The organism is Duganella sp. HH101 (assembly GCF_001758795.1).
Lineage (GTDB): Bacteria > Pseudomonadota > Gammaproteobacteria > Burkholderiales > Burkholderiaceae_D > Rugamonas > Rugamonas rivuli.
Window position 1 is genome coordinate 474,040 of record NZ_LRON01000002.1, and the last position, 22,665, is coordinate 496,704.

General features: G+C 65.7%; 22 protein-coding genes. 11 read left to right on the plus strand and 11 right to left on the minus strand.

From position 1 onward, the window contains the following. Positions 1–77: 77 nt before the first annotated feature. Positions 78–2,300, minus strand: a complete 2,223-nt coding sequence (locus DUGA2_RS04820; RefSeq protein ID WP_083296206.1) for an SUMF1/EgtB/PvdO family nonheme iron enzyme — start codon at positions 2,298–2,300, stop codon at positions 78–80. A 298-nt stretch (positions 2,301–2,598) separates the two neighbouring features. Here DUGA2_RS04820 and DUGA2_RS04825 point away from each other — a divergent pair, with 298 nt between their 5' ends. The 6 genes from DUGA2_RS04825 to DUGA2_RS04850 all read left to right on the plus strand — a co-directional run bounded on the left by DUGA2_RS04825 (position 2,599) and on the right by DUGA2_RS04850 (position 9,080). Then, positions 2,599–3,534, plus strand: coding sequence for a sugar ABC transporter substrate-binding protein (locus DUGA2_RS04825; protein WP_229214589.1), 936 nt, complete (start codon positions 2,599–2,601; stop codon positions 3,532–3,534). A gap of 12 nt (positions 3,535–3,546) precedes the next feature. After that, the gene (locus DUGA2_RS04830) at positions 3,547–5,109 is read left to right on the plus strand and encodes a sugar ABC transporter ATP-binding protein (protein WP_070267543.1); all 1,563 of its coding nucleotides are present in this window, start codon (positions 3,547–3,549) and stop codon (positions 5,107–5,109) included. Beyond that, positions 5,093–6,109, plus strand: coding sequence for an ABC transporter permease (locus DUGA2_RS04835; protein WP_083296207.1), 1,017 nt, complete (start codon positions 5,093–5,095; stop codon positions 6,107–6,109). Before DUGA2_RS04830 ends, DUGA2_RS04835 begins: the two co-directional genes overlap by 17 nt. 70 nt (positions 6,110–6,179) lie before the next feature. Next, positions 6,180–7,205: a LacI family DNA-binding transcriptional regulator gene (locus DUGA2_RS04840; RefSeq protein WP_070267545.1), complete on the plus strand. Its 1,026-nt coding sequence runs from the start codon at positions 6,180–6,182 to the stop codon at positions 7,203–7,205. Next, the gene (rbsK, locus tag DUGA2_RS04845; RefSeq protein WP_070267546.1) at positions 7,195–8,127 is read left to right on the plus strand and encodes a ribokinase; all 933 of its coding nucleotides are present in this window, start codon (positions 7,195–7,197) and stop codon (positions 8,125–8,127) included. The genes DUGA2_RS04840 and rbsK overlap by 11 nt, the downstream gene beginning before the upstream one ends. A gap of 35 nt (positions 8,128–8,162) precedes the next feature. Continuing rightward, positions 8,163–9,080, plus strand: coding sequence for an endonuclease/exonuclease/phosphatase family protein (locus tag DUGA2_RS04850; RefSeq protein ID WP_070267548.1), 918 nt, complete (start codon positions 8,163–8,165; stop codon positions 9,078–9,080). A gap of 16 nt (positions 9,081–9,096) precedes the next feature. Here the strand turns inward: DUGA2_RS04850 and DUGA2_RS04855 are convergent, their stop codons facing one another. Next, on the minus strand, positions 9,097–10,080 hold the full coding sequence (locus DUGA2_RS04855) for a GGDEF domain-containing protein (protein WP_070267549.1): 984 nt from the start codon (positions 10,078–10,080) through the stop codon (positions 9,097–9,099). A gap of 143 nt (positions 10,081–10,223) precedes the next feature. Between DUGA2_RS04855 and DUGA2_RS04860 the strand changes: the two genes are divergently transcribed. After that, complete coding sequence (locus DUGA2_RS04860; protein WP_070267551.1) at positions 10,224–11,003, plus strand: helical backbone metal receptor; 780 nt, start codon at positions 10,224–10,226, stop codon at positions 11,001–11,003. 16 nt (positions 11,004–11,019) lie between these two features. Here the strand turns inward: DUGA2_RS04860 and DUGA2_RS04865 are convergent, their stop codons facing one another. From DUGA2_RS04865 to DUGA2_RS04880, 4 genes are all read right to left on the minus strand, one after another. Continuing rightward, on the minus strand, positions 11,020–11,391 hold the full coding sequence (locus DUGA2_RS04865; protein ID WP_008445929.1) for an HPF/RaiA family ribosome-associated protein: 372 nt from the start codon (positions 11,389–11,391) through the stop codon (positions 11,020–11,022). A gap of 80 nt (positions 11,392–11,471) precedes the next feature. After that, the gene (locus DUGA2_RS04870; RefSeq protein WP_083296209.1) at positions 11,472–12,137 is read right to left on the minus strand and encodes a DUF1345 domain-containing protein; all 666 of its coding nucleotides are present in this window, start codon (positions 12,135–12,137) and stop codon (positions 11,472–11,474) included. Next, positions 12,134–13,375, minus strand: coding sequence for an MFS transporter (locus tag DUGA2_RS04875; protein WP_070267552.1), 1,242 nt, complete (start codon positions 13,373–13,375; stop codon positions 12,134–12,136). Before DUGA2_RS04875 ends, DUGA2_RS04870 begins: the two co-directional genes overlap by 4 nt. Positions 13,376–13,448: 73 nt before the next feature. Continuing rightward, positions 13,449–14,477, minus strand: coding sequence for a CDP-6-deoxy-delta-3,4-glucoseen reductase (locus tag DUGA2_RS04880; protein ID WP_070267554.1), 1,029 nt, complete (start codon positions 14,475–14,477; stop codon positions 13,449–13,451). Positions 14,478–14,489: 12 nt separating this feature from the next. On the opposite strand from DUGA2_RS04880, the gene DUGA2_RS04885 reads away from it, so the two are divergent. Then, positions 14,490–15,371 (plus strand): SDR family oxidoreductase, encoded by an 882-nt coding sequence (locus DUGA2_RS04885; RefSeq protein WP_070267555.1) that lies wholly within the window; start codon positions 14,490–14,492, stop codon positions 15,369–15,371. Here DUGA2_RS04885 and DUGA2_RS04890 read toward each other — a convergent pair whose 3' ends face one another. Then, the gene (locus DUGA2_RS04890) at positions 15,372–15,635 is read right to left on the minus strand and encodes a hypothetical protein (RefSeq protein ID WP_070267557.1); all 264 of its coding nucleotides are present in this window, start codon (positions 15,633–15,635) and stop codon (positions 15,372–15,374) included. Between the two features lie 665 nt (positions 15,636–16,300). On the opposite strand from DUGA2_RS04890, the gene DUGA2_RS04895 reads away from it, so the two are divergent. Further along, on the plus strand, positions 16,301–16,540 hold the full coding sequence (locus DUGA2_RS04895) for a hypothetical protein (RefSeq protein WP_008445950.1): 240 nt from the start codon (positions 16,301–16,303) through the stop codon (positions 16,538–16,540). Between the two features lie 78 nt (positions 16,541–16,618). Here the strand turns inward: DUGA2_RS04895 and DUGA2_RS33335 are convergent, their stop codons facing one another. The 4 genes from DUGA2_RS33335 to DUGA2_RS04910 form a co-directional block, all read right to left on the minus strand. Further along, positions 16,619–16,819, minus strand: coding sequence for a hypothetical protein (locus DUGA2_RS33335; protein WP_141753190.1), 201 nt, complete (start codon positions 16,817–16,819; stop codon positions 16,619–16,621). Between the two features lie 96 nt (positions 16,820–16,915). Further along, a complete protein-coding gene (locus DUGA2_RS04900) occupies positions 16,916–17,734 on the minus strand; it encodes a hypothetical protein (RefSeq protein ID WP_070267558.1) in 819 nt (272 codons plus the stop codon). A 135-nt stretch (positions 17,735–17,869) separates the two neighbouring features. After that, positions 17,870–19,711 carry a CHASE domain-containing protein gene (locus DUGA2_RS04905; RefSeq protein ID WP_070267560.1) on the minus strand — a complete coding sequence of 614 codons (1,842 nt, stop codon included), beginning with the start codon at positions 19,709–19,711 and terminating at the stop codon, positions 17,870–17,872. A 187-nt stretch (positions 19,712–19,898) separates the two neighbouring features. Then, positions 19,899–21,665: a glutamine--tRNA ligase/YqeY domain fusion protein gene (locus DUGA2_RS04910; protein ID WP_070267562.1), complete on the minus strand. Its 1,767-nt coding sequence runs from the start codon at positions 21,663–21,665 to the stop codon at positions 19,899–19,901. 165 nt (positions 21,666–21,830) lie between these two features. Here DUGA2_RS04910 and DUGA2_RS04915 point away from each other — a divergent pair, with 165 nt between their 5' ends. Together DUGA2_RS04915 and DUGA2_RS04920 are read left to right on the plus strand one after the other, a co-directional pair. Beyond that, positions 21,831–22,124, plus strand: coding sequence for a DnaJ domain-containing protein (locus tag DUGA2_RS04915; RefSeq protein ID WP_008445958.1), 294 nt, complete (start codon positions 21,831–21,833; stop codon positions 22,122–22,124). A gap of 36 nt (positions 22,125–22,160) precedes the next feature. Next, positions 22,161–22,664: a hypothetical protein gene (locus tag DUGA2_RS04920; protein WP_070267565.1), complete on the plus strand. Its 504-nt coding sequence runs from the start codon at positions 22,161–22,163 to the stop codon at positions 22,662–22,664. Position 22,665 lies beyond the last annotated feature (1 nt).

Genomic DNA, 22,665 nt, shown 5'->3' on the forward strand with positions numbered 1-22,665 from the left:
CCCTAAAAAAGTACCGCCGCTCACTGAGTGAGTCTGTTGGCGGTGGACAAAAAATTACCTCATCTATGTGGCCAGGATCAGCGACCGTCTTGCACGCAGCGAAAACCCAATGCCCCGGCGCGGTCGCGCGCGGGCGCCATCAGCAGGTATTTGCCGTGTTCGGTGAGCTTGCGCGCCTGCGGGAAGTACCAGTGCGAACCGGCAGGCTGGTAGAAGCTGCCGCCGCGCAGGATGGCGGTGCGGGTATGCGCGTCTTGGAATTCATCGGTCCATTGCCACACGGTGGCGACCATGTCTTCGACGCCGAACGGACTGGCGCCCTGCGGATGCTGGCCGACCGGCGGCAGCGGCGGCAGCTCGCGCGCCGACGACGGCGCCGGCACCAGCGCGGCATTCCATTCATTGCCCCAGGGGTAGAGGCGGCCGTCGCTGCCCTGGGCCGCGTACTGCCATTCCCACTCATGGGGCAGGCGCTTGCCGGCGGCCTTGCAATAGGCGCGGGCGTCTTCGATCGACACCCAGGTGACGGGGCTGTTCGCCTCGGCAGGGCGGGGCGCGCCGTCTTGCCAGTGGCGCAGGAAGTTGTGGGCGTCGGCCGGACGGTAGCGGGCGCCGTCGACGAAACGCTGGAACTCGCGATTGGTGACAGGGTAGCGGTCGATGTAGAACGCGGCCAGCTGCATGCGCCGGAAGTGGCCGCGGCGCGGCGCGTCTTCCCACGGATACTGGACGTCCATGCCGGGCCGGTTTTCGCCTTCGATCTCGATGCCGGTCACGCGGAAGTCGAAGCTGCCGGCCGGCACGCCGACCATGCCGGCCGGCGCCTGGCCGGCGCGCCCGGTGGCGGCGATGGGGACCGCCGTCTGCGGCAGGAATTCCCAGTTGCCGGAATACGATTGCAGCGGCTTTTGCGCCAGTGCGCGCATGGTCGCCAGCAGGGGAGCGACGTCGGCCGGAATCTGCGCGCCTTCGAATTGCAGCACCGCGCCGTAGCCGCGCGCTTCGAGCGGCAGGTCGAGCACGGCCTGGCCGCCATCGATGCGCGCTTGCAGTTCGCGGCCGTGCCACAGGTCCAGGTAGCGCTGTCCGGCGCGATGGTCGATGCGCAGGATGCCTTCGTCGATGTTGAACTCGTTGCGGTTGACCAGCGTCCACAGGCTGCGGCCGGCGCCGGGGAAGCGGCTGGCGTAGACGCCGTAGTGCAGCGTCGGCACATGGGGCGTCCATTGCGCGCTCACCAGCAGCTCCGGCACGGCGCGGTAGATGGTGGAGATGCGGCGCAGGGCTTCGCCGTCGCGCGGCGTCATGCGGTTCCACCAGCCCCAGACGTTTTCCCAGCTCTGCACGCCGACGCCGTTGAAGAAGGCCGCCTGGAAAGTGTTGCTGCGGTCCGTGGCCCAGCGATCGCTGACGTGCGGCATGTGGCGCGGTTCCAGCCACTTCCATTTGCTCACCAGCGGCACCGGCGAGCCGTCCCAGTAGGCCCAGCTTTGGAGATTGTTGGCCAGCATGGCGTCGTCCTTGAACGACAGTTCCGGCTCCAGCACCAGCGCGTGGCCGGTCTTGGCGGCGGCGTCGGCGTAGGCTTGCGGCAGGCCGTTCATGGTGTCGCCGTTGATGCCGTCTGCGCCGACCTCGGCCATGAGGAGGGCGGTCGCGTCGGCCGGCGCCATGCCCGGATCGCGCGAACCGCCGTCCCACGGCAGCGTCGGGAAGAACACGCGCACGCCCTGGCGCTGGAACTCCTGCACCATCTGGCGCGTGGCGGCCACGCCGCCCGGCAGGTCGCGCAGCAGGTCCCACTGGTTGCGGTGATCGATGCCCATGTTCGGGTAGAGCGGCCACAGCAGGACGCTGTCGATGCCGCCGTAGCGGCGCTTCAGGTCGTCCAGGAAGCGCTGCACCGTGTAGCGCCGGGTGACGGGATCGTACAGGTAGCGGTCTTCGATCATCGCCTGGGTCTGGATGAAATTCTTCTGCGTCCAGCGCAGTTCCGGGCGCCGGTACTGCGCATCGTCGTAGCCGATTTTAGCCAGGTGCCTGGTGCGCCAGTCCTGCATGGCCGCCAGCCATGAGGGCTGGGCGCTCGCGGTGTCGCGCTTCCAGTTGTTCAGGCGCGCCAGCCAGTCCGGTTCGCCGAGGTCCATTTGCGCAGGCCCGGTGAGCTGGCTCTCGCGCACCGCGAACGGCAGCGCTTCCGCGGCCCGGGCGGCGTGCAGCGCGCACAGGGCCAGCGCCGGCCAGCAGGCGGCAAGACGCCGTGCCAGGATGGTGGGGACGCTCTTTTCGCCTGTGTTCATTGCCAGTCTCCGTCGTAGTCAAGATGGTGAAGTACCGCTATCGAGCATGTTGGCGGTTTTGAAATATTGCAAAGCAAACGTTTGCGCAAACGTTTGCCAAGGTAGACTAGCTATTTAAAGTTGTCAATATAAACATCGAAAATCTGCCGCGGCCGTGCCAAAATCGGGCGCCGGGCAGAATTCGCCGAGATTTTCTTGACAATCGATAAACGAATAGCTACCGTAGAAAACGTTTGCGCAAACGTTTTCTTTTTTGCGCGTCCTGTCAGGCAGATGCATTTTTCGATGGAGATGTCAGGTGGTAGCTTACAAATTCAAGATGGTCGTGGCCGTTGCTGCGGCATTGCTGGCGCTGGCGCCGGCGCAGGCACAGGACAAGCCGCGCGTCGGCCTGGTGATGAAGTCCTTGTCCAACGAGTTCTTCAAGAACATGGCCGACACCGCGCGGGCCTACCAGGTCAAGCGCGGCGATTTTGATCTAAAGGCGGTCGGCATGAAGGACGAGACCGACGTCGATTCCCAGGTGGTGGCCGTCGAGAGCATGACGGTGCAAAAGTCGCACATCATCGTGCTGGCGCCGGCCGATTCGCGGGCCATGGTGGCGCCGGTGGTCAAGGCGCTCAAGGCCGGCATCATGGTCATCAACATCGACGTCGCGCTGGACGAGGCCGCCAAGAAGAAGGCCGGCATCGAGCTCGCCTTCATCGGCCCGGACAACCGCGAGGGCGCCAGACTGGCCGGCGATGCGCTGGGCAAGGCGCTCAAGCCCGGCGACAAGGTGGTCATCATCGAAGGCAATCCGGGCGCCGACAATGGCCAGCAGCGCAAGGCCGGCTTCCTGGACGCGGTCAAGCAGCACGGCCTGAACCTGGTGGTGTCGCGCAGCGCCATGTGGGGAACGGACGAGGCCAACCAGGTGTTCACCAACATCCTGACGGCCCATCCCGATATCAAGGGGGTGATGGCGGCCAACGATTCGATGGCGGTGGGCGTCGTCAAAGCCATCGACGCGGCCGGCAAGAGCGGCAAGATCAAGGTGGTGGGCTTCGATAACATCCCGGCCGTGCGGCCGCTGATCAAGTCGGGCAGGATGCTGGCCACCGTGGACCAGTTCGGCGCCGAGATGGCGGCCAATGCGATCGACCTCGGCCTGAAGGCGCGCAAGTCCGGCGTGCCGCTCAAGGGCTGGGTCAAGACGCCGGTCGCGCTGGTCACAGCCGCCGACCTGAAGTAGGCCGCCGCCACCATGCCCGCTGCCATTGACACCCAGGCCGACACGCCGGCGCTGCGCATCCGCGGCGTGAGCAAGCGCTATCCGGGCGTGATCGCGCTCGACGGCGTTGACCTTGACCTGTATGCCGGCAGCGTTCACGCGCTGGCCGGCGAAAACGGCGCGGGCAAGTCCAGCCTGATCAAGGTGCTGTCCGGCACGGTGGCGCCGGACGGCGGCAGCATGGCGCTGGCCGGCGTGCCGTATTGCCCGCACAGTCCGCTCGACGCCATGCAAAGCGGCATCCGCGTGGTGCACCAGGAATTGCTGATGCTGGAACACCTGACGGTGGCCGAGAACCTGCTGTTTTCCGCCTTGCCGCGCACCCGCTTCGGCTTGATCGACCGGGCGCAACTGCACCGCCGCACCAGCGAGCTGTTGAGCCTGGTGGGGCTGGATGATGTCTCGCCCGGCCAGACCGTTCATACGCTGGGCATCGCCCAGCGCCAGTTGATCGAGATCGCCAAGGCCTTGTCCGGCGCCAGCCGCATCATCGTGCTGGACGAGCCGACCGCGACGCTGACCGCGCGCGAAAGCACGCGCCTGCTGGACCTGATCGTCCGCCTGCGCGACAGCGGCGTGGCGATCCTGTTTGTATCGCACCATTTGCAGGAACTGTTCGCGGTGTGCGACCGCGTCACGGTGCTGCGCAACGGCCGCTCGGTGACGACCGAGCCGATCGCCGCCCTCACGCCGCGCAAGCTGGTCAACCTGATGGCCGGCTGCGACGTGCCGGCGCTGCCGGCCCGCGTGCGGCCGGACGCCGCCGCCGCCGCGCCCGCGCTGCGCGTCGACGGCTTGCGCTTCCGTGGGCAGGGGCAGGGCAAGACCATCGACTTCGCGGTGGGCAAAGGGGAGATCGTCGGCATCGCCGGCCTGGTCGGCAGCGGCCGCACCGAAACCCTGCGCGCCATCTTTGGCGCCGACGCCATGCAGGCCGGCCGGCTGCTGCGCGACGGCGTGCCGGTGCGGGTGCGCAGCCCGGCCGAGGCCATCGCCCACGGCATCTGCCTGGTGACGGAAGACCGCCGGGGCGAGGGCTTGTTGCTCGACATGCCGATCCGCGCCAATCTGTCGCTGGCCACGCTGGAGCGCAACGCCCGCGCCGGCTGGCTACAGCGCGCCCGCGAAAGCGAGGCCGCCGAGGCCATGGCGCGGGCGCTGCACATCCGCATGCACGGCGTCGAGCAGGCGCCGCGCACGCTGTCCGGCGGCAACCAGCAGAAGGTCGTGCTCGGCAAGTGGCTGTTGCGCGAGCCGGCGGTGCTGCTGCTCGATGAGCCTAGCCGAGGCGTCGACGTGGTGGCGCGCGCCGAGATCCACCGCCTGCTGCTGGCGGCCGCCGACGGCGGCATGGCGCTGGTGGTGGCCTCGTCCGACCTGGCCGAACTGATGGAGATCGCCGACCGCATCGTGGTGCTGTCGCGCGGGCGCGTCGCCGGCGAGGTGGGCCGCGATGACTTTGATGAAACCCGCATTCTTGAACTCGCATACAGCGAACTGATGCACTCTGGAGAACCCGATGTCGAAACCGTCTGACAGCGCCGTCGCCGCGCCGGCCTATCCCGCCACCCTGCTGCCGTCCGGCTTGCGCGCACTGGTGCGCGAATCGGGCATCGCGCTGGCCTTGCTGCTGCTGGTCGCCGTGTTTTCCATGCTGTCGCCGCTGTTCCTGACGGCCGACAACGTCAGCAATATCTTCACCCAGATCGCCATCAATATCTGCCTGGCGGTCGGCATGACGTTCGTGGTGCTGATCGGCGGCATCGACTTGTCGGTGGGGTCGCTGACCGCGCTGTGCGCGGTGGTGGCCGGCACCGTGCTCAAGCTCGACAGCCTCAGCGTCGGCATGGCGATCGCGCTGGCGGTGGCGGCCAGCATCGCGGTCGGCGCCGTGTGCGGGCTGATCAACGGCTGCGTGGTCAGCCGCTGGGGCGTGCCGTCCTTCATCGTCACGCTGGGCATGCTGTACGTGGCGCGCGGCGCCGCGCTGCAATGGACCGACGCCCGCTCGATCTATGAATTCCCCGACCTGTTCAACGAGTTCGGCACGGCGACGGTGGCCGGCATGCCGGCGCTGTTCCTGGTGGCGCTGGCGCTGGTGGGCCTGGCGTGGCTGGTGCTCACGCGCACCGTGTTCGGCCGCATCATCTACGCCATCGGCAACAACGAAGAGGCGGTGCGCCTGGCCGGGCACGATGTGTTCCGCTACAAGATCCTGGCCTTTACCATCTGCGGCGCCGCCGTCGGCATCGCCGCCGTGCTGTACATGACGCGGCTGACGGTGGCCAGCCCCATCCTGGGCGTGGGCTTCGAACTGAACGCCATCGCCGCCGTCGTCATCGGCGGCACCAGCCTGGCCGGCGGACGCGGGTCCATCATCGGCACGCTGCTGGGCGGCTGCATCATCGGCGTGCTGGCCAATGGCCTGGTGTTGATCGAGGTGGGCGATTTCGTGCGGCAGATGATCACCGGGGTGGTGATTATTCTCGCCGTTATACTCGACACCTACCGTTTGCGCAAAACCACCCGCAGCTAGCGGACGCACAGCGTGTGGGCCGCCGCCCATCCGACCATTCAATTTATCCGCAGGGAGTGAGCAGCAGTTTATGGCCAATATCAAGGATGTCGCACTGCGCGCCGGCGTGTCGGTGTCGACCGTTTCGCACGTCGTCAACGGGACGCGCTTCGTCAGCAAGGAGGCGCGCGAAAGCGTCGAGGACGCCGTGCGCGTACTGGGCTACGTGCCCAGCGCCGTTGCCCGCAGTTTGAAGAGCAACAACACGCGCACCTTCGGCATGGTGATACCGAATAACTCCAATCCGTATTTCGCGGAGATCATCCAGGGCGTGGAGGAGCGCTGCTACGCCGCCGGCTACAACGTCATCATCTGCAACTCCAACGACGATCCCGAACGCCAGGCCTCGTATATCCGGGTGCTGGCCGAGAAGCGCGTGGACGGCCTGATCCTGGTGGCGGCCGGCAGCGACGAGATCGTCCGCGCCACCATCGGCGAATTGAAGATCCCGCTGGTGCTGCTCGACCGCGAGGTGGCCGAGCTCGACTACGACCTGGTCGAAGTCGACCATGTGGCGGGCGGCCTGATCGCCACGCGCCATTTGCTGGAGCTGGGCCATCCCCGCGTCGCCTGCATCAGCGGGCCGTCCGGCTTGTCGCCGAGCTCGCAGCGCAACGCCGGCTGGAAGCAGGCGCTGGCCGACGCCGGCGTCGAGCGCTTCGACAGCGACCTGGTGCGCGGCGACTTCACGCCGCTGGGCGGCTACCTGGCCATGCAGGAGCTGCTCAAGTGCACGCCGGCGCCCAGCGCGGTGTTCGTCTGCAACGACCTGATGGCGATCGGCGCGCTGGCGGCCGCGCGCGAGGCCGGCGTCTGCGTTCCGGACCAGCTGTCCATCGTCGGCTTCGATGATATCGACCTGGCGGCTTACTCTGCGCCGCCGTTGTCGACGGTGGTGCAGCCCAAGCTGACCATCGGCACGCTGGCCGCCGAACTGCTGCTGGAACGGGTGGAGGAACATCGCGACAGCCAGCGCCACATCGTGCTGGCCCCGGAGCTGAAACAACGCGCGTCGACGGCTCCCTATCGGCGTCCGGAGGGGGCACATGAAGCGTAGCGACCCCGCCGCCGGTGCTGCCGCCAAGCCGGTAGTGGTGGTCGGCTCCCTCAACATGGACCTGGTGTTCCGGGTGCCGCGCGTGCCGGCGGCCGGCGAAACGCTGCATGGCCATGGCTACACGACCTCGCCCGGCGGCAAGGGCGCCAACCAGGCCGTCGCCTGCGCCCGTCTCGGCTGCCCGGTGGCGCTGGTGGGGCAGGCGGGCCGGGACGGCTACGGCGACGACCTGTGCGCGGCGCTGAGCGCCAACGGCGTCGATATCCGCCACGTCCGGCGGACCGGCGACGCCACCGGCGTGGCGATGATCATGGTCGACGACCAGGGCCAGAACCGCATCGTGCTGGCGGCCGGCGCGAACGGCGCGCTGCGCCCGGCCGATGTCGACGCCGCCGGCGAGCTGATCGCGGGCGCCGGGCTGCTCATCGTGCAGCTGGAAGTGCCGGCGGCGGCCGTGCTGCAAGCCTTGCGGCTGGCGGCGGCGGCCGGCGTGCCGGCGCTGCTCAACCCGGCGCCCGCCCAAGCCTTGCCCGATCCGTTCTGGCCATTGATCGACATCCTGGTGCCCAACGAAAGCGAGGCCAGCCTGCTGACCGGCATCGCCGTCACCGACGTGCCGAGCGCCTACCAGGCGGCGCAGCAGCTGCGCGCGCGCGGTGCGCGCCGCGTGCTGGTCACGCTCAGCGACAAGGGCGTGGTGCTGCTCGATGAGCTGGGACCGCGCCACCTGCCGGCGCGCGCGGTCAGCGCGGTCGATACGACGGCGGCCGGCGACACCTTCATCGGCGCGCTGGCGACCGGCCTGCACGAGGGCTTGACGCTGGATGAGGCGGCGGCCTTCGGGCAAAGCGCCAGCGCCCTGTGCGTGATGCGGGCGGGCGCGCAGCCATCCATTCCTTACCGGCATGAGCTGACGCCCTGATGCCGTCCCACCCACCATCGAACGAGGAAGCGCTGATGCCAGCCATTGCCCCCACTTGCACCCCATCCGCCGCGCGCACGCGCCTGGCCCTGGGCCTGGCCGCCGGCCTGTTCTGCCTTCACGGCGCAGCGTGCGCGCAGGCGTTGAACGTCGACGTGATGTCGTTTAACGTCCGGGTGCCGGTCGACCCGGCGCCGCATGACTGGGCCTCGCGCAAGGCGCGCGTGGCGGGGCTGGTGCGGCAGCAGCAGCCGGATTTCCTGGGCCTCCAGGAAGCGGTGCCCGAGGTGGTCGCCGACCTGCGCCTGGCCCTCGGCGAGTACGCCGCCATCGGACGCGGCCGCGAAAGCGACGGCGGCGGCGAGGGCACGCAGATTTTCTACCGCACGGCGCGCTGGCGCATCGATGCGCTCGACCAGGGGACGGTCCAACTGTCGTCGACGCCGGACGTGGCCGGCTCCAACGACTGGGGCATGCAATGGCCGCGCATCGCGACCTGGGCGCATCTGCGCGAGCAGGCCAGCGGACGCGGCGTCTACGTCTACAACACGCATTTCCCGCTGAAGCCGGAGGAGCGCGAACAGGCCGCCCGGCTGCTGGCCAAGCTGATTGCCGCCCGCAAGCAGCCCGGCGATCCGGTTGTGCTGACCGGCGACTTCAACGCCTGCGAGCAGGAACCGGCGGTGCGCTACCTGCTCGGCGAGGCCGGTTCGCCGCTGGCGCTGCGCGACAGCTATCGCGCCGTGCATGGCGACGCCGCCGCCGTCAGCTTCCATGCGTTCGGCAAGGAGCGGAATATGTGCCGCATCGATTACATCCTGGCCTCGCCCGATGCCGGCGTTGCGCGCGCCGAGGTGCTGGTCGATGGCCAGGACGGCCAGGGTTTTGCGTCCGACCACTATGCGGTCGTTGCCAGATTGTCGCTGGGGGCAGGGCAGCCGAAGCCGCGCTGAGCCGGGCTTGCGCGGCTCAGGCCGGCGGTTCGTGATGGGCCACGCGGTTGCGGCCCAGTTCCTTGGCGCGGTAGAGCGCGCCGTCGGCGGCGGCGATCAGCGCCGATTCGTCCTGCCCCGCCTGCAGCGTCGCCACGCCGAACGAGGCCGTCACGTGCGGCAGCGGCAGGCGCATATCGCCAAACACCACGGCCTGCTGCATGCGCTCGCACAGGCGCTCGGCCACCGCCACCGCGACCTTGTCGCTGGTGTCCGGCAGCAGCACCATCATTTCCTCGCCGCCGTAGCGCACGGCGAAATCGGTGGGCCGCAGCGCGCTGCTGAGCACGTGGGCGGCGGCGCGCAAGGCCTGGTCGCCGGCCAGGTGGCCGTGGCTGTCGTTGAATTTCTTGAAATGGTCGAGGTCGATCATGATCAGCGCCAGCGGCGCGTGCGAACCCTGCGCGGTGGCGACCATGGTCGGCAGCAGGTCGTTGAGCCAGGCGCGGTTGTACAGGCCGGTCAGGCCGTCGATCATCGACAGCTGGCGGTAGAACTCGCCCAGCTTCTGGCGCCGGCGCAGCTGCGCGTTGGCGGCGCGGATGCGGAAGGACAGCAGCCGCAGCAGGTTGCGCGCCAGCACATTCGATTCATCGATCAGCTTCCACACCAGGTCGGCTTCGATGACCAGCACTTCGCTCTGCTCCAGCGCGGTGATGCTGGACAGGTTGGCTTCCTCGTCCAGCACCGATTGCTCACCCACGCTTTCGCCCGGCAGTATCTTGCTGACGGTGCCGTCGGCCATGCCGGTGCGGGTGTCGGTGGCCACCGACAGCGCGCCGCGCAGCACGATGTAGAGCCGGGCGCGGTTCGACTCGGCCACCGCCTGGCCGCTTTCCAGCAGCATCACGGGGCAGTGCGCCAGCAGCCTGGCGAGGGCGGCGTCATCGTCCGAATTGCGCAACAGTTGCAAGTCGCTGATCTGGTAGCCGGAGCCGCCGAATGTGCTGATTTGTTTCAAAGTCGTCTTTCGAGGTGCTGATGGGCAAGCAAGCTAATCATAGCTGAACTGTCCTGGGCACTGTGTAAATTTCGTCCCTGTAGTTGTTGCGCGATGTATCCGCAGATGCTTCAATACCGCCATTGCCCACACTGGATGAGAACATGGAATATACCGACGCGATCGGCAACAAGCACCCGGCCGATCCGAACGCCCGCATCGTCTCGCTGGTGCCGTCGATTACCGAGCTGCTGTGCGACCTGGGCCTGGCCGGGCAACTGGTGGGCCGCACCGGCTTCTGCATCCATCCGGCCGAGGTGGTGCAGGCCATTCCCAAGGTGGGCGGCACCAAGGATGTGAATATCGACAAGATCCGCAAGCTGGCGCCGACCCATCTGGTGGTCAATATCGACGAGAACGAAAAGCCGACCGTCGAGCTGCTGGCGGAATTCATTCCGCACATCGTCGTCACCCATCCGCTGCGTCCGCGCGACAACCTGGAGCTGGCCCGGCTGATGGGCGGCGTGTTTTGCCGCGAGCCGGCGGCGGCCGGGTGGTGCGCGGCGTTCGAGGCGGAGTACGCGCTGCTGCGCGCCATGCCGCCGTCGCGGCCGCAGACGATGTTGTACTGCATCTGGCAAGACCCGTGGATGACGGTGTCGCGCGACACTTACATCGCCCGCATGCTGGAGGAAATCGGCTGGAGCGTGCCGGACCTGGGCGAGCAGCGCTATCCGCGCTTCGAATGGTCGGCCGAGCTGATGGATGGGGTGGATGGGGTGTTGCTGTCGAGCGAACCGTATCGCTTCACCGAGGCGCATGCCGATGCGCTGGAAAAGCAGCTGGGCAAGCCGGTGCTGCTGGTCGATGGGGAGATGATGTCGTGGTATGGCAGCCGGTCGCTGCAGGGCTTGAGGTACTTGAGGGAGCTGGCACGGCGCTAGCTCCCTCCCGATGGAATTATTCGGTGTCGTCGACGTCGGCTTCGGCCGGCACGGCGCCGTTGGCGTGGCGCTTGTCCTTGTCATGCAGGCGGCCCAGGGCGCTGTCGATGGCGCGCTTGAGTTTTTCCGCCGAGCCGCCGATGGCCTGGTGCAGCGTGGCGGCGTGATCGCTGACGGCGATCGGTTGATACCCGGTGACGCGGGCTTCCATCAGGCAGCGGTTGTCGCCGTCGGCCGATTTCTGCACCAGGTTGTCGCTCAGGTGGACTTCGACGCGGGTGATCTGCTCGCCGAAGCGGTGGAGGGCATTGCTGACGACCGTTTGTACATGTTCATCCAGACCGGCGTGGCGGTCGATGGTTTTGTCGGCATTGATATTGATTTGCATACGCTTGCTCCTGTTTGTTGAACTGCAAAACAATATTACTCCTTTTCTCCTTAGGTTCGCGTTAAGTCGCTAACGTTGAGCTAGCCATTGATGAGCGAAGCGGCAATATTGATCGATAAACCGAGGATGGCCAGGTTGTAGAAGAAGCACAGCACGGACTGGCCCAGCACCACCTGGCGCATGGCGCGGCTGCGTACGGCCACGTCCGAGGTCTGCACCGCGACCGAGATCGTGAACGAGAAATACAGGAAATCCCAGTAGTTCGGCGTCAAGGCCTGGTCGGGGAATTCGAGCGGCTTCTCGCCGTCGTCCTTGATGTAGTACAGATGGGCGTAGTGCGAGCAGAACATGGTGCCTATCATGAACCACGAGCCGGTCAGCGTCAGCGCCACGAAGCCGTAGTGCAGCGCCATGTCGGCCGTCTTCAGGTCCTTCAGCGTCGACAGCTGCGAGACGATGGCCGCCAGGCTGATCATGATGGCCACCGACAGCGTGGCCAGGATCACCGGCCCTTTTTCATCCTGGCGGCAGGCGGCGCGCTTGATGTCGTGCTGGTCGGCGCGCATCATCATCCAGGCCATCATCAGCAGGTAGGACCAGACGACGATATTCCAGGCCGTCAGCAGGCGGGCCAGCAGCGGCCAGGCGTGCGGCAGCAGCGGGCCGACCACGACGCCCAGCGCGACGGCCAGGCTCAGGTGGGGGCGACTGTGGATGATGCCGGGCAGCGGGATGCGTAGAGTCATTGCTTGTCCTCATGAGGGAAACGGTCCATGCGCGACAGTACAGGGAACAGCACGGCCCAGGCGCCGGTCACGGCCAGCGTGGCGGCGCCGCCGAACAGCACCGCGCGCGTCAGGCCCATCCAGCCGGCGGTCAGGCCGGACTCGAATTCGCCCAGTTCGTTGGAGGCGCCGATGAACACCGAGTTGACGGCGCTGACGCGGCCGCGTATCGCGTCCGGCGTTTCGTACTGCACCAGCAGGTGGCGCACGTAGACGCTGATCATGTCGCCGGCGCCCATCAGGAACAGCGCGACCAGCGCGACGATGAAGGTGGAGGTCGCGCCCAGCACCAGCGTGCAGACGCCGAACACGCCGACGCCGCCCAGCATCCACAAGCCGACCCGGCGCGTGATCGGGAAGAAGGCCAGCGCGATCGAGCAGAGGGCGGCGCCGGCGCCGGGCGCGGTGCGCAGCATGCCGAGGCCGGTCGGGCCGACGTGCAGCACGTCGTGCGCCAGCGCCGGCAGCAGCGCGGTGGCGCCGCCGAACAGCACGGCAAACAGGTCGAGCGAGATGGCGCCCAGCACCACCGGCTTGGACCAGACGAAGCGCAAGCCTTCGAGCACGGTGTGCCAGGTGGCTGGCTCGCGGTTGCTCGGCTGCTTGACCGATTTGACCAGGCTCATCATCACCACCGCGGCCACCAGCAGCGCCGAGGAAATCATATACACCGTTTTCGGTCCGGCCAGGTAGAACAGGCCGCCCAGCGTGGGGCCGAGGATGACGGCGACGTGGAAGCTCGACGAGCTGAGCGCGACGGCCTTGCTGAAGCTTTCCGGCGGCACCAGGTTGACCAGGATGGCTTGCGTGGCCGGCCCCATGAAGGCGCGCGCGCTGCCGAACAGCACCAGCACGGCAAACACCGGCCACACGGCGCCGAGCCCGGCGACGGTGAAGGCCAGCAGCATCAGCCCGCACAGCAGCTGCGCGCCCAGCGCCAGCGCGATCAGGTTGCGGCGGTCGTAGCGGTCGGCGGCGTGGCCGGCGATCAGGATCAGCAGCAGGAAGGGCGCGAACTGCGCCAGGCCGATCAGGCCGAGGTCGAACAGGTTGTGGGTCAGCGCATAGACTTGCCAGCCGATGGCGACGTTCTGCATCTGGACCGCCACGGTGGCGAGGGTGCGGGCGGAAAGGTAGAGGGTGAAGTTACGGTGGCGCAGGACGCTGAAACCGTTGGACGAGCTCGAACTGTCGGACATGGGCGCTTTCAGGGAGCAGAGCCTGGGGACTCTGCATCCCTGTCTGCTCCCGGTGGGGATGGATGCTTGCTGGTTAAGGCTTGTTGATGTCGGCTTCGGTGGTGAAGGCGTCGGCGTAGAACTCCTCCTCCGGCAGGCGGCATTGCGCGACAAAATCGCGCTTGGCGGAATCGACGACGATGGGCGCGCCGCAGGCATACACCTGGTGGCCGGACAGGTCGGGCAGGTCGGCCATGACGGCGGCGTGCACGAAGCCGGTGCGGCCGGTCCAGTGGTCTTCCGGCTGCGCGGCCGAGATCACCGGCACGTAGCTGAAGTTCGGCAGGATCGCTTCCCACTGGCGGCACAGCGCGTCCATGTACAAGTCCTGCGGGCGGCGGCCGCCCCAGTACAGCACCATCTGGCGCTGCGAATCCTGCGCGCGCAGGTGTTCGATGATGGCCTTGATCGGCGCGAAACCGGTGCCGGAGGCCAGCAGCACCATCGGCTTGTCGCTGTCCTCGCGCACGAAGAAGGTGCCCATCGGGCCTTCGAAGCGCAGGATGTCGCGTTCCTTCATGGTGCTGAACACCTGGTCGGTGAACAGGCCGCCCGGCATGTGGCGGATGTGCAGGCTCAATGGCTGGTCCTGGTCCGGCGGCGAGGCCAGGCTGTAGCTGCGGCGCTTGCCGTCGCGCAGCATGAATTCGATGTACTGGCCGGCGCGGAATTTCAGCGTTTCGTTGGCCGGCAGTTGCAGCGTCATGACGACCACGTCCGGCGCCATTTTTTCCATGGTCGCCACGCGCGACGGCATCTTGCGGATCGGGTAGTCGTCGCTGCCGGCCACTTCGCGCGCTTCGATGGTCAGGTCCGAGTGCGCGGTGGCGCAGCAGAACAGCGCCTGGCCGGCCGCTTCCTCGTCCTTGCTGAGCGCGCGTTCCTGGTGCGCCTTGTGCGTGACCGAACCGGCAATCACTTTGCCTTTGCAGGAGCTGCATGCGCCATTCTTGCAGCCGTAGGGCAGGCCGACGCCGGCGCGCATGGCCGCGGCCAGCACGGTTTCGTCTTCCTCGCAGCTGAATTGATGGCCGCTGGGCTGTACAGTAATTTGAAACGTCATACAATCCTTCAAATGAAAAAACTCACTAGTCAAAAATTCAAGCTGCCGCGCCTGCTGATCGTGGGCTGCGGCGATGTCGGCATGCGGCTGTTGCCGCTGCTGCGTCCGTATTTCCGCGTGTTCGCCACCACCAGCCAGCCGTCGCGCTGCGCCGAATTGCGCGCGATGGGCGCCGTGCCGCTGGTGGCCAACCTGGACCAGCCCGCCACGCTGCGGCGCCTGGCCGGGTTGGCGGCCTATGTCGTGCACCTGGCGCCGCCGCCCGCCGAGGGCGTGCTGGACAGCCGTACGCGCTGTCTGACCGCCATTTTACCTGAGCATGCCCGTATGGTTTATGTCAGCACCACCGGCGTCTACGGAGATTGCGGCGGGGCGTTGTTCGACGAGAGCCGTCCGGTGGCGCCGCGCAACGCGCGTGCGCTGCGCCGGGTGGACGCCGAGCGGGTGTTGCGGGGCTGGGCGCGGCGGGCCGGCGCGCAATTGTCCATCCTGCGGGTGCCGGGCATTTACGCCGGCGACCGCCTGCCGCTCAAGCGCCTGCAGGCGGGGACGCCGGCGCTGATCGAGGCGGACGATGTCTACACCAACCACATCCACGCCGACGACCTGGCGGCCATCATCGTCAAGGCCCTGTTCCGGGGCGGACCGAACCGGGTGTATCACGCGGTGGACGACAGCGATATGAAAATGGCGGCGTATTTCGATGCGGTGGCCGATGCCTTCCAGCTGCCCAGGCCGCCGCGCCTGCCGCGTGCTGAATTGCAACAGGTGGTGACGCCGGCCCTGTTGTCCTTCATGTCCGAATCGCGGCGGCTAGGCAACGGCCGCATCAAGCGCGAGCTGGGCGTGCGGCTGCGTTATCCCACCGTGGCGCAGATGCTGGCGACGCGCTGATCAGGCGCGTGGCGGGCGTTTCTTCTGCTGTACGCGCTGCTGCTGCTTCTTCTGGGTCTGTACCTTGTTCTGTTTGGCTTCGTACAGGGCGACGGCGTCGGCGCGGGCCTGTTCCGGATTGCGCAGCTCAGGCTGGTCGTCGTGCTTGACGAAATACTCGGCGTCCTGGGCGTCGACCACCAGTTTGATGGCGGCGGCGTCGTCCAGGTCGTAGATTTCGTGGAGCAGGGTTGTTACTTCGTCGAGGAATTCTTCGTAGGTCATGGGAAATGTAAAAACAAGTAAAGACAGGGCGGAAATTGCACTAATGCAGGCCGTTTTTGTAGCGTTTGTGCCAAAATGGCAACGCGTTTTGGCTGATCTATATCAATCAAGTCGTCACATGATACGATATTGTTAGCTATCTTACGAAGGAGCCATGCGCATGCCAGCCACTTCCCATCCTACCAAGGAACAGGTTCGTGCCTACATGCATCAGCGTGAGTGCGATCACCGCCCTCCGCCGACTCCCGACGAGATCCGCCGCCAGCTAGGCTGGCACCAGTATCCAGACGGCATAGGTTTTCCCGCCGCATCCTCCTTGCTCCTCCCAGGCACTATCGCCCAACTGGCCGCCTTGATGGCCGTTGAATGGTGTTTTCGTGCCGCCGGCCTTAGCCGTTCCAGCTGAATTTACAAAGATTTATACCTTTTCTTACAACAAATATCTTCCTAGCATAAGAAATAGGGGTAAAATCTCTCTAAATCTCACAGAAATGTCTGATGAGTTAGCCGTTCGTTAACGTAAACGTGTATTATCTCGGCTAAGCACTAAAAACCGGCATAAATGTCTGTGTTTTGTAGTGCTTCATTGGTAATAGAGCTAAAAATTTTTTTTACCCATGTGTCGTTTTTTGTCTAAGACGGCCAGAAACCTACTTAAAAACATTATGTCTATCAAAGAAATCACCGCATCGCCGACCTACAACCCAAACCGCGTGCTGGACGCCATCATCGAGAAGCTGCAACTGAAAAATGATGCCGCCCTGTCCCGCGCACTGGAAGTAGCGCCACCGGTCATCAGCAAGATCCGTCACAACACGCTGCCTATCGGCGCGACCATCCTGATCCGCATGCACGAGATCAGCGATTTCAGCATTCGCGAACTGCGCGAATTGATGGCGGCCTGATGACGGCCTAGTCGCAAAGAAAACGGCGCGGACCTCTCGGTCACGCGCCGTTGTCTTATGCGGCCCGGAGGCCGGTAATCAGGCCGACGTGCTGATGGTGGTGCCGATGCGCTGGCCGCTGGTGTTGACGGTCGGCGCGGACGCCGCTTGCGGCGGCGGGGGCGGAGCCGGCGGCGCGACGCGTTCGGCTGGTTGGGCCACTGCCTTCACCGGCTCAGGCTGGCGTGGCGGTGTCGCTTGTACTGTGGCGGTACTGGAAGCTACGGTATTGACAGCCATGATGCACTCCCGTCATCGATAAATATCCCCAGAGTATGCCACTTATTTGAGCAGCCTGCCTGTTCGCGTCGCCGTTTGTGGCGCAAACGCCAGCGCTCAGGCGGCCGGCGCCAGGCGCGGACGGTCGCTGTAGAAGCTGGCCAGCCGTGCTTTCTCGACGGCTGCGCCGGCGTCGGCTGCGGTTTGCAGGCCTTCCGCCACCTGGCCGGGAGCCGCCGAGTAGGCGGTCACGCCTGGCGCGGCCGAATACGCGGTCTTGGCGGCGTGGCCCGGGGCCGCCGAGTAGGCGGTCTTGGCCATCTGGCCCGGCGCGGCCGAGTAGGCAGTTTTCGCCATCTGGCCCGGAGCGGCCGAGTAAGCCGTTTTCGCCGTCTGGCCCGGCGCGGCCGAATAGGCGGTCTTGGCCATCTGGCCTGGAGCGGCCGAGTAGGCGGTTTGCGCCATCTTGCCGGGGGCGGCCGAATAGGCGGTCACGCCGGGCGCGGCCGAATACGCGGTGGCGCTCTGGCCTGGCGCGGCCGAGTAGGCCACGTCCTGGTGCGCGGCGCCGCGCAGGTAGGATTCGCCGAAAGTCTCTTCATACAATTCCTGCATGCGATGGCCCAGGCGCTCGTGCGCCTCCAGGTCGTCCTCGCCGCGCAGGCCGATGTAAGGGAAGTGGTGCAGGAAATAGCCGAACACGGCGTCGCAGTCGACGGCGTATTTCATCGTGTCCAGGATATGGTAGTGCCAGAAAGTGTCGACATCGACCAGCGGCGCGGTTTGCTCATTCGGGAACTGCTTCATCAGGAACAGGAAACGGCGGTACTCGGTTTCGATGGCGTTGGCGCGTTCCAGCGACCAGCCCTCGCCGGACTCTTTGTGCATCAGCTTGACTTTGATAGGTTCCAGGTCCAGTGCGTTGATGGCGTTCATGGCATTTCCTTTGCTGTGATGATGCGGGTTGAAAAAAAAGAAACAAAGTAATTTTTATCCGGCAAGAAAGCCGGGTTGTTGATCTTTCTCAATGTTTGTCAGGAATTTCCTAACATCGGAGGAAAATACTGAACGTCAGGCGCTGGCGCCGGCCGGCAGCGGGGCGCCGGCGTTGAAATCGTCGGGCGCGTGCGGCAGCAGGTAGTCCACCGGCACCGAGATCGATACCGTGGTGCCCGCGTTGTGGCCGCCGGTGATGGCGCAATGGCCGCCGAGCAGGCTGACGCGTTCCTCGATGCCGACCAGGCCGAAGGAGCCCACCTTGTTGCGGCTGCTCTCGCGCAGGCCGACGCCGTTGTCGCTGATGGTCATGGTGAGCATGCCGCCGGCCTGCTTCAGCTCGACCCGCACCAAGCTGGCGCGCGCATGCTGGGCGATGTTGCTCAGCGATTCCTGCAGCACGCGGAAGAAGGCGGTGGCGCAGCGGTCGTCGATGCGGATATCGCTCTGGTGTTCGATCAGTTCGCAGACCATGCCGGAGCGCTGGCGGAATTGCGCGATCTGCCATTCCACCGCCGCGTTCAAGCCCAGGTCCAGCACCGTCGGGCGCAGGTCATTGATGATGTGGCGCACGCTCTTGATGGTGCTGTCGATCTGGATCAGCGTGCTGCGCGCGCGCGCGTGCAGGCGCGGGTGGCGGTGGCGCGTGCGGCTGGCCAGCAGGTCGGCCTCGATGCGCAGCACCAGCAGGTTCTGGCCCAGGTCGTCGTGGATTTCGCGGGCGATGCGTTTGCGCTCCTGTTCCTTGATCTGGTCGGCGTGGGCAGCCAGCTGGCGCAGCTTGTGGTGCGACTGCTGCAGCTTGGCCTGGCTGTCGCGCAATTCCTTGGTCATGGCCTTGGCCATCTTGATGGCGCGCAGGCGCGACGACGACAGCGTGTGGAACAGCAGGTAGAACAGCATGGCGCCGACGAAGCCGCAGGCCAGGGCCAGCCACGGCAGGAAGGCGTCGAAACGGCTGTACCAGACCGACTTGGGGGCGCTGAAATGGGCCGACCACTGCCGTCCGTTGAAGTCCACCGGCAGCACGATGGCGAACTGGTCGGACATGCGCGGCGTGTGCTGGGTGCTGCCGCGGTTGTCGTACAGCAGGGTTTGCGGCGAGACGCTGCCGTCGGCGTTCTTGCCGTCGTCGTACAGCATCAGGTGCACATCGCGCACCTGCATCTGCTCCATCGCCGCCTGCACCAGGCGCGGCACGCTGAAGCCGATGCCGACCGAGCCGATGTAGGCCGCGCGGCGCTGCGCCACATCGGTCAGCGGCAGATTCTTGCGGTACAGCGGCAGGCGCATTGCCAGCGCCCAGCCCTGGGCGTTGCGGGTGTTTTCGATCGGCATGCCGGAGGTGATCAGCTCGCCGGTGTCGCGCGCCTTGGCGATCGCGCGTGCCGCCTGTTCGCGGGCGTTGATGTCGACCCCGAGCCGGTGGCGGAACGGCGCGACCGGCTCGATCATGGTCAGCACCGAGTACTCGGCGCGGCGGCCGGGCGGCTTGATGGCGAAGTCCGGATAGCCGTCCGGCCGGCCGTCGCCACTGTGGGCCGCTTCGCGCTCGAAGGCGTCGCGCCTGGCGTCGGTGACGTATTCCGTGAAGTTGATGTTGTCGAGCGCGGGGAAATGGCGCTCCAGGTCCAGCCCGCCGACGTAGCGGTGGAAGCTGGCGCGGTCGACACGGGCGCTGGCGTCGAAGAAGCTGGCGGTGCCGCGCAGCACGTCGGTGTAGGCGTTGATACGCGAGCTGATGTTGTACTGGGCGTTGCGGGCCTGCTGGTTGAAGCGTCCGGCGGCGTCGTATTCGATGGTCTTGAAGACCGTCACATAAAACACCGCTCCCACCCCTAGCGATAACAGGACGCCAGCCCACCAGACGGGTTTAGTCGGCGAGAACAATTGTTTTTGCGCGAGAAACGTTGCCATATGAATTGCCTGAAGCACCTCCTGGTAGCGGTGACGTAGGCTGAATATAGGAAACTTTGGCAATGCTAGTCAAGTAAATTTGCAAATTTGCTATTTGTCCTGGACGTTTTGTCATTATCGTTAATGCAAAAGGCCGGCGCCTCCCGTGGGGGACGGCGCCGGCCTCTGGCATTTTGGCTGCTTGCGCCTACTTGGCGACCCAGCTGTCTTTCAGCGTGACGATGCGGTTGAACACCGGCTTGCCTGGCGTGGAATCGACGCGGTCGGCGACGAAGTAGCCGTGGCGCTCGAACTGGAAGCGCTGGTCCGGCTGGGCCGCGCTCATGCCCGGCTCCAGCCAGGCGGTGACGACTTCCTTGGCGTTCGGGTTCAGCAGGGAGATGAAGTCCTTGCCGCCGGCGTCAGGGTTGGCGTCGGTGAACAGGCGGTCGTACAGGCGCACTTCGGCTTCCAGCGCGGTGGCGGCGGAGACCCAGTGGATGTTGCCCTTGACCTTGTAGTTGTCCGAACCCGGCGTGCCCGATTTCGAATCCGCGAAGTAGTTGACGTGGACGGCGACGACTTTGCCGTTCTCGTCCTTGTCGTAGCCGGTGCATTCGGTCACGTAGCCGTGGCGCAGGCGCACGCGGCTGCCCGGCTTGTCGTCGATCGGCGGGTAGTAGCGGAAATAGCCCTTGCTCGGCACTTCCATGAAGTCCTCTTCCTCGATCCACAGCTCGCGCGTGATCGGGAAGGTGCGCACGCCCATTTCCGGGTGGTGCGGGTGGACCGGCGAGGTGCATTCCTCGGTCAGGCCTTCAGGGTAGTTGTCGATGATCAGCTTCAGCGGGCGCAGCACGGCGGTGGCGCGCGGCGCTTTCGGGTCCAGGTCTTCGCGGATGCAGCCTTCCAGCGTGCTCATGTCGATCCAGCCGTCGGCCTTGGTGACGCCGATGCGCTCGCAGAACAGGCGGATCGCTTCCGGCGTGTAGCCGCGGCGGCGCAGGCCGACGATGGTCGGCATGCGCGGGTCGTCCCAGCCGTCGACGATGTTCTCTTCGACCAGCTGGCGCAGCTTGCGCTTGGAGGTGACGACGTAGGTCAGGTTCAGGCGCGAGAACTCGTACTGGCGCGGCACCGGCAGCTTGAAGAAGCCGCCGGCCGACAGGGTTTCCAGCAGCCAGTCGTAGAACGGGCGGTGGTCCTGGAACTCCAGCGTGCAGATCGAGTGGGTGATGTTTTCCAGCGCGTCCGAGATCGGGTGCGTGTAGTCGTACATCGGGTAGATGCACCAGGCGTCGCCGGTGCGCACGTGGTGGGCGTGGCGGATGCGGTAGATGGCCGGGTCGCGCAGGTTCATGTTCGGCGAGGCCATCGCGTCGGCGCTGGTCTTGGCGCGCAGGATGTGCTCGCCGTCGGCGTATTTGCCGGCCTTCATGTCGCGGAAGATCTGCAGCGACTCGGCGGCCGGACGGTCTCGGAACGGCGAATTCTTGCCCGGGGTGTTGAAATTGCCGCGGTTGGCCGCCATCTCGTCGGCCGACTGGCTGTCGACGTAGGCATGGCCTTGCTCGATCAGGTACTCGGCCATCGCGTACAGCTGGTCGAAGTAGTCGGAGGCGTAGTGCAGATGGTGCTCGACGCCGCCGTCCGCCTTCGGATAGTCGTAGTCAAAGCCCAGCCATTTGACGCTGTCGATGATGGTGTCGACGTATTCCTGTTCTTCCTTGGCCGGGTTGGTGTCGTCGAAGCGCAGGTTGCAGCGGCCCTGGTAGTCGCGCGCCAGGCCGAAGTTCAGGCAGATCGATTTGGCGTGGCCGACGTGCAGGTAGCCGTTCGGCTCGGGCGGGAAGCGGGTGATCACGCTCGGCATGCCCTCGCGGACATGGGTGCCGGCCGCCAGGTCGGATTCGACGATGGCGCGCAGGAAGTTGGAGGTCAGGACGGGCGCTGGGCTGTTTTTGTCGTTGCTCATCTGAAAAGTTGGCTTTGCAAAAGTTCGAGTAAAGGGCATTTTACCGTATCCCCCCTATGAGAGCGGCGGAAATGCTGCGTTGCGGCGGTCCGGCGGGAAAATGCACTGCTCACACGGGTATAATTCGTCTTTAATTGTTCGGCATCACGGCCCGGAGTTTCCAAAATGGAAAATTACTACAACACACTGGGTATCGCGCCTAACGCCACCGACGACGAGATCAAGAAGGTCTACCGCTCGCTGGCGATGCGTTTCCACCCGGACCGCAACCAGGCGCCCGGCGCGGAGGCGCGCTTCAAGGCCATCACCAAGGCCTACGAAATCCTGTCCGACCCGGTCAAGCGCGAGGAATACAACCAGAGCGTGAACCACCGCATCATCATCGATGCGGAGGCCGAAGCGTACCAGTTGTGGCGTTCGGTGTTCAACCTGCATGGCACCGTGCTGCCACCGGCCTGAGCCGGCCACACAACAGAAAAATAACGAAAGTTTGCAATGTCTAGAAAAGTACACCCTGAGTTCGCCTATCAATCGCGCGAGCTGGAAGGCCAGATCGAGGGCATCCTCGGCGATCCGCCCGACCGCAAGAACTACCAGCGCATGATCGACGCGCTGGTGTCCGAGTACGCCAGCGGCGGCGGCATCGAGGACGTCAACATGCTGGCCTTCGCGCTGGTCGACCACCTGGAGTTCAACAATCCGAAAGGCCTGCTGGCCGAGGCGGAAGACTACGAGTTCGGCGACGCCGCGCGCGTGTTCGCGATGGCGTCGTGCAAGGGCGAGGAAGCGGCGCGCATGTACGCGGCGCTGGAAGAGAACCTGCCCGACCTGGCCCGCCAGGCCATCATCACCGCTTTCCTGTACAAGAATCCGCGCAAGTGGGACGACGACGACCAGTCGCTGGACCAGCTGTCGGCCAACGACGACGGCGACGATGTCGACGACGAAGACCAGGCGACCGACGACTTCGCCCAAATGTTCGATCAGGATGGAGACTAAC

Coding starts and splice junctions, on each gene's coding strand:
- rbsK (WP_070267546.1), top strand. CDS start 7,195: ATGAAGCGTAGCGACCCCGCCGCCGGTGCTGCCGCCAAGCCGGTAGTG.
- DUGA2_RS04835 (WP_083296207.1), top strand. CDS start 5,093: ATGTCGAAACCGTCTGACAGCGCCGTCGCCGCGCCGGCCTATCCCGCC.
- DUGA2_RS04880 (WP_070267554.1), bottom strand. CDS start 14,477: ATGACGTTTCAAATTACTGTACAGCCCAGCGGCCATCAATTCAGCTGC.
- DUGA2_RS04870 (WP_083296209.1), bottom strand. CDS start 12,137: ATGACTCTACGCATCCCGCTGCCCGGCATCATCCACAGTCGCCCCCAC.
- DUGA2_RS04830 (WP_070267543.1), top strand. CDS start 3,547: ATGCCCGCTGCCATTGACACCCAGGCCGACACGCCGGCGCTGCGCATC.
- DUGA2_RS04865 (WP_008445929.1), bottom strand. CDS start 11,391: ATGCAAATCAATATCAATGCCGACAAAACCATCGACCGCCACGCCGGT.
- DUGA2_RS04860 (WP_070267551.1), top strand. CDS start 10,224: ATGGAATATACCGACGCGATCGGCAACAAGCACCCGGCCGATCCGAAC.
- DUGA2_RS04840 (WP_070267545.1), top strand. CDS start 6,180: ATGGCCAATATCAAGGATGTCGCACTGCGCGCCGGCGTGTCGGTGTCG.
- DUGA2_RS04890 (WP_070267557.1), bottom strand. CDS start 15,635: ATGACCTACGAAGAATTCCTCGACGAAGTAACAACCCTGCTCCACGAA.
- DUGA2_RS04910 (WP_070267562.1), bottom strand. CDS start 21,665: ATGAGCAACGACAAAAACAGCCCAGCGCCCGTCCTGACCTCCAACTTC.
- DUGA2_RS33335 (WP_141753190.1), bottom strand. CDS start 16,819: ATGGCTGTCAATACCGTAGCTTCCAGTACCGCCACAGTACAAGCGACA.
- DUGA2_RS04915 (WP_008445958.1), top strand. CDS start 21,831: ATGGAAAATTACTACAACACACTGGGTATCGCGCCTAACGCCACCGAC.
- DUGA2_RS04920 (WP_070267565.1), top strand. CDS start 22,161: ATGTCTAGAAAAGTACACCCTGAGTTCGCCTATCAATCGCGCGAGCTG.
- DUGA2_RS04900 (WP_070267558.1), bottom strand. CDS start 17,734: ATGAACGCCATCAACGCACTGGACCTGGAACCTATCAAAGTCAAGCTG.
- DUGA2_RS04895 (WP_008445950.1), top strand. CDS start 16,301: ATGTCTATCAAAGAAATCACCGCATCGCCGACCTACAACCCAAACCGC.
- DUGA2_RS04875 (WP_070267552.1), bottom strand. CDS start 13,375: ATGTCCGACAGTTCGAGCTCGTCCAACGGTTTCAGCGTCCTGCGCCAC.
- DUGA2_RS04885 (WP_070267555.1), top strand. CDS start 14,490: ATGAAAAAACTCACTAGTCAAAAATTCAAGCTGCCGCGCCTGCTGATC.
- DUGA2_RS04905 (WP_070267560.1), bottom strand. CDS start 19,711: ATGGCAACGTTTCTCGCGCAAAAACAATTGTTCTCGCCGACTAAACCC.
- DUGA2_RS04850 (WP_070267548.1), top strand. CDS start 8,163: ATGCCAGCCATTGCCCCCACTTGCACCCCATCCGCCGCGCGCACGCGC.
- DUGA2_RS04820 (WP_083296206.1), bottom strand. CDS start 2,300: ATGAACACAGGCGAAAAGAGCGTCCCCACCATCCTGGCACGGCGTCTT.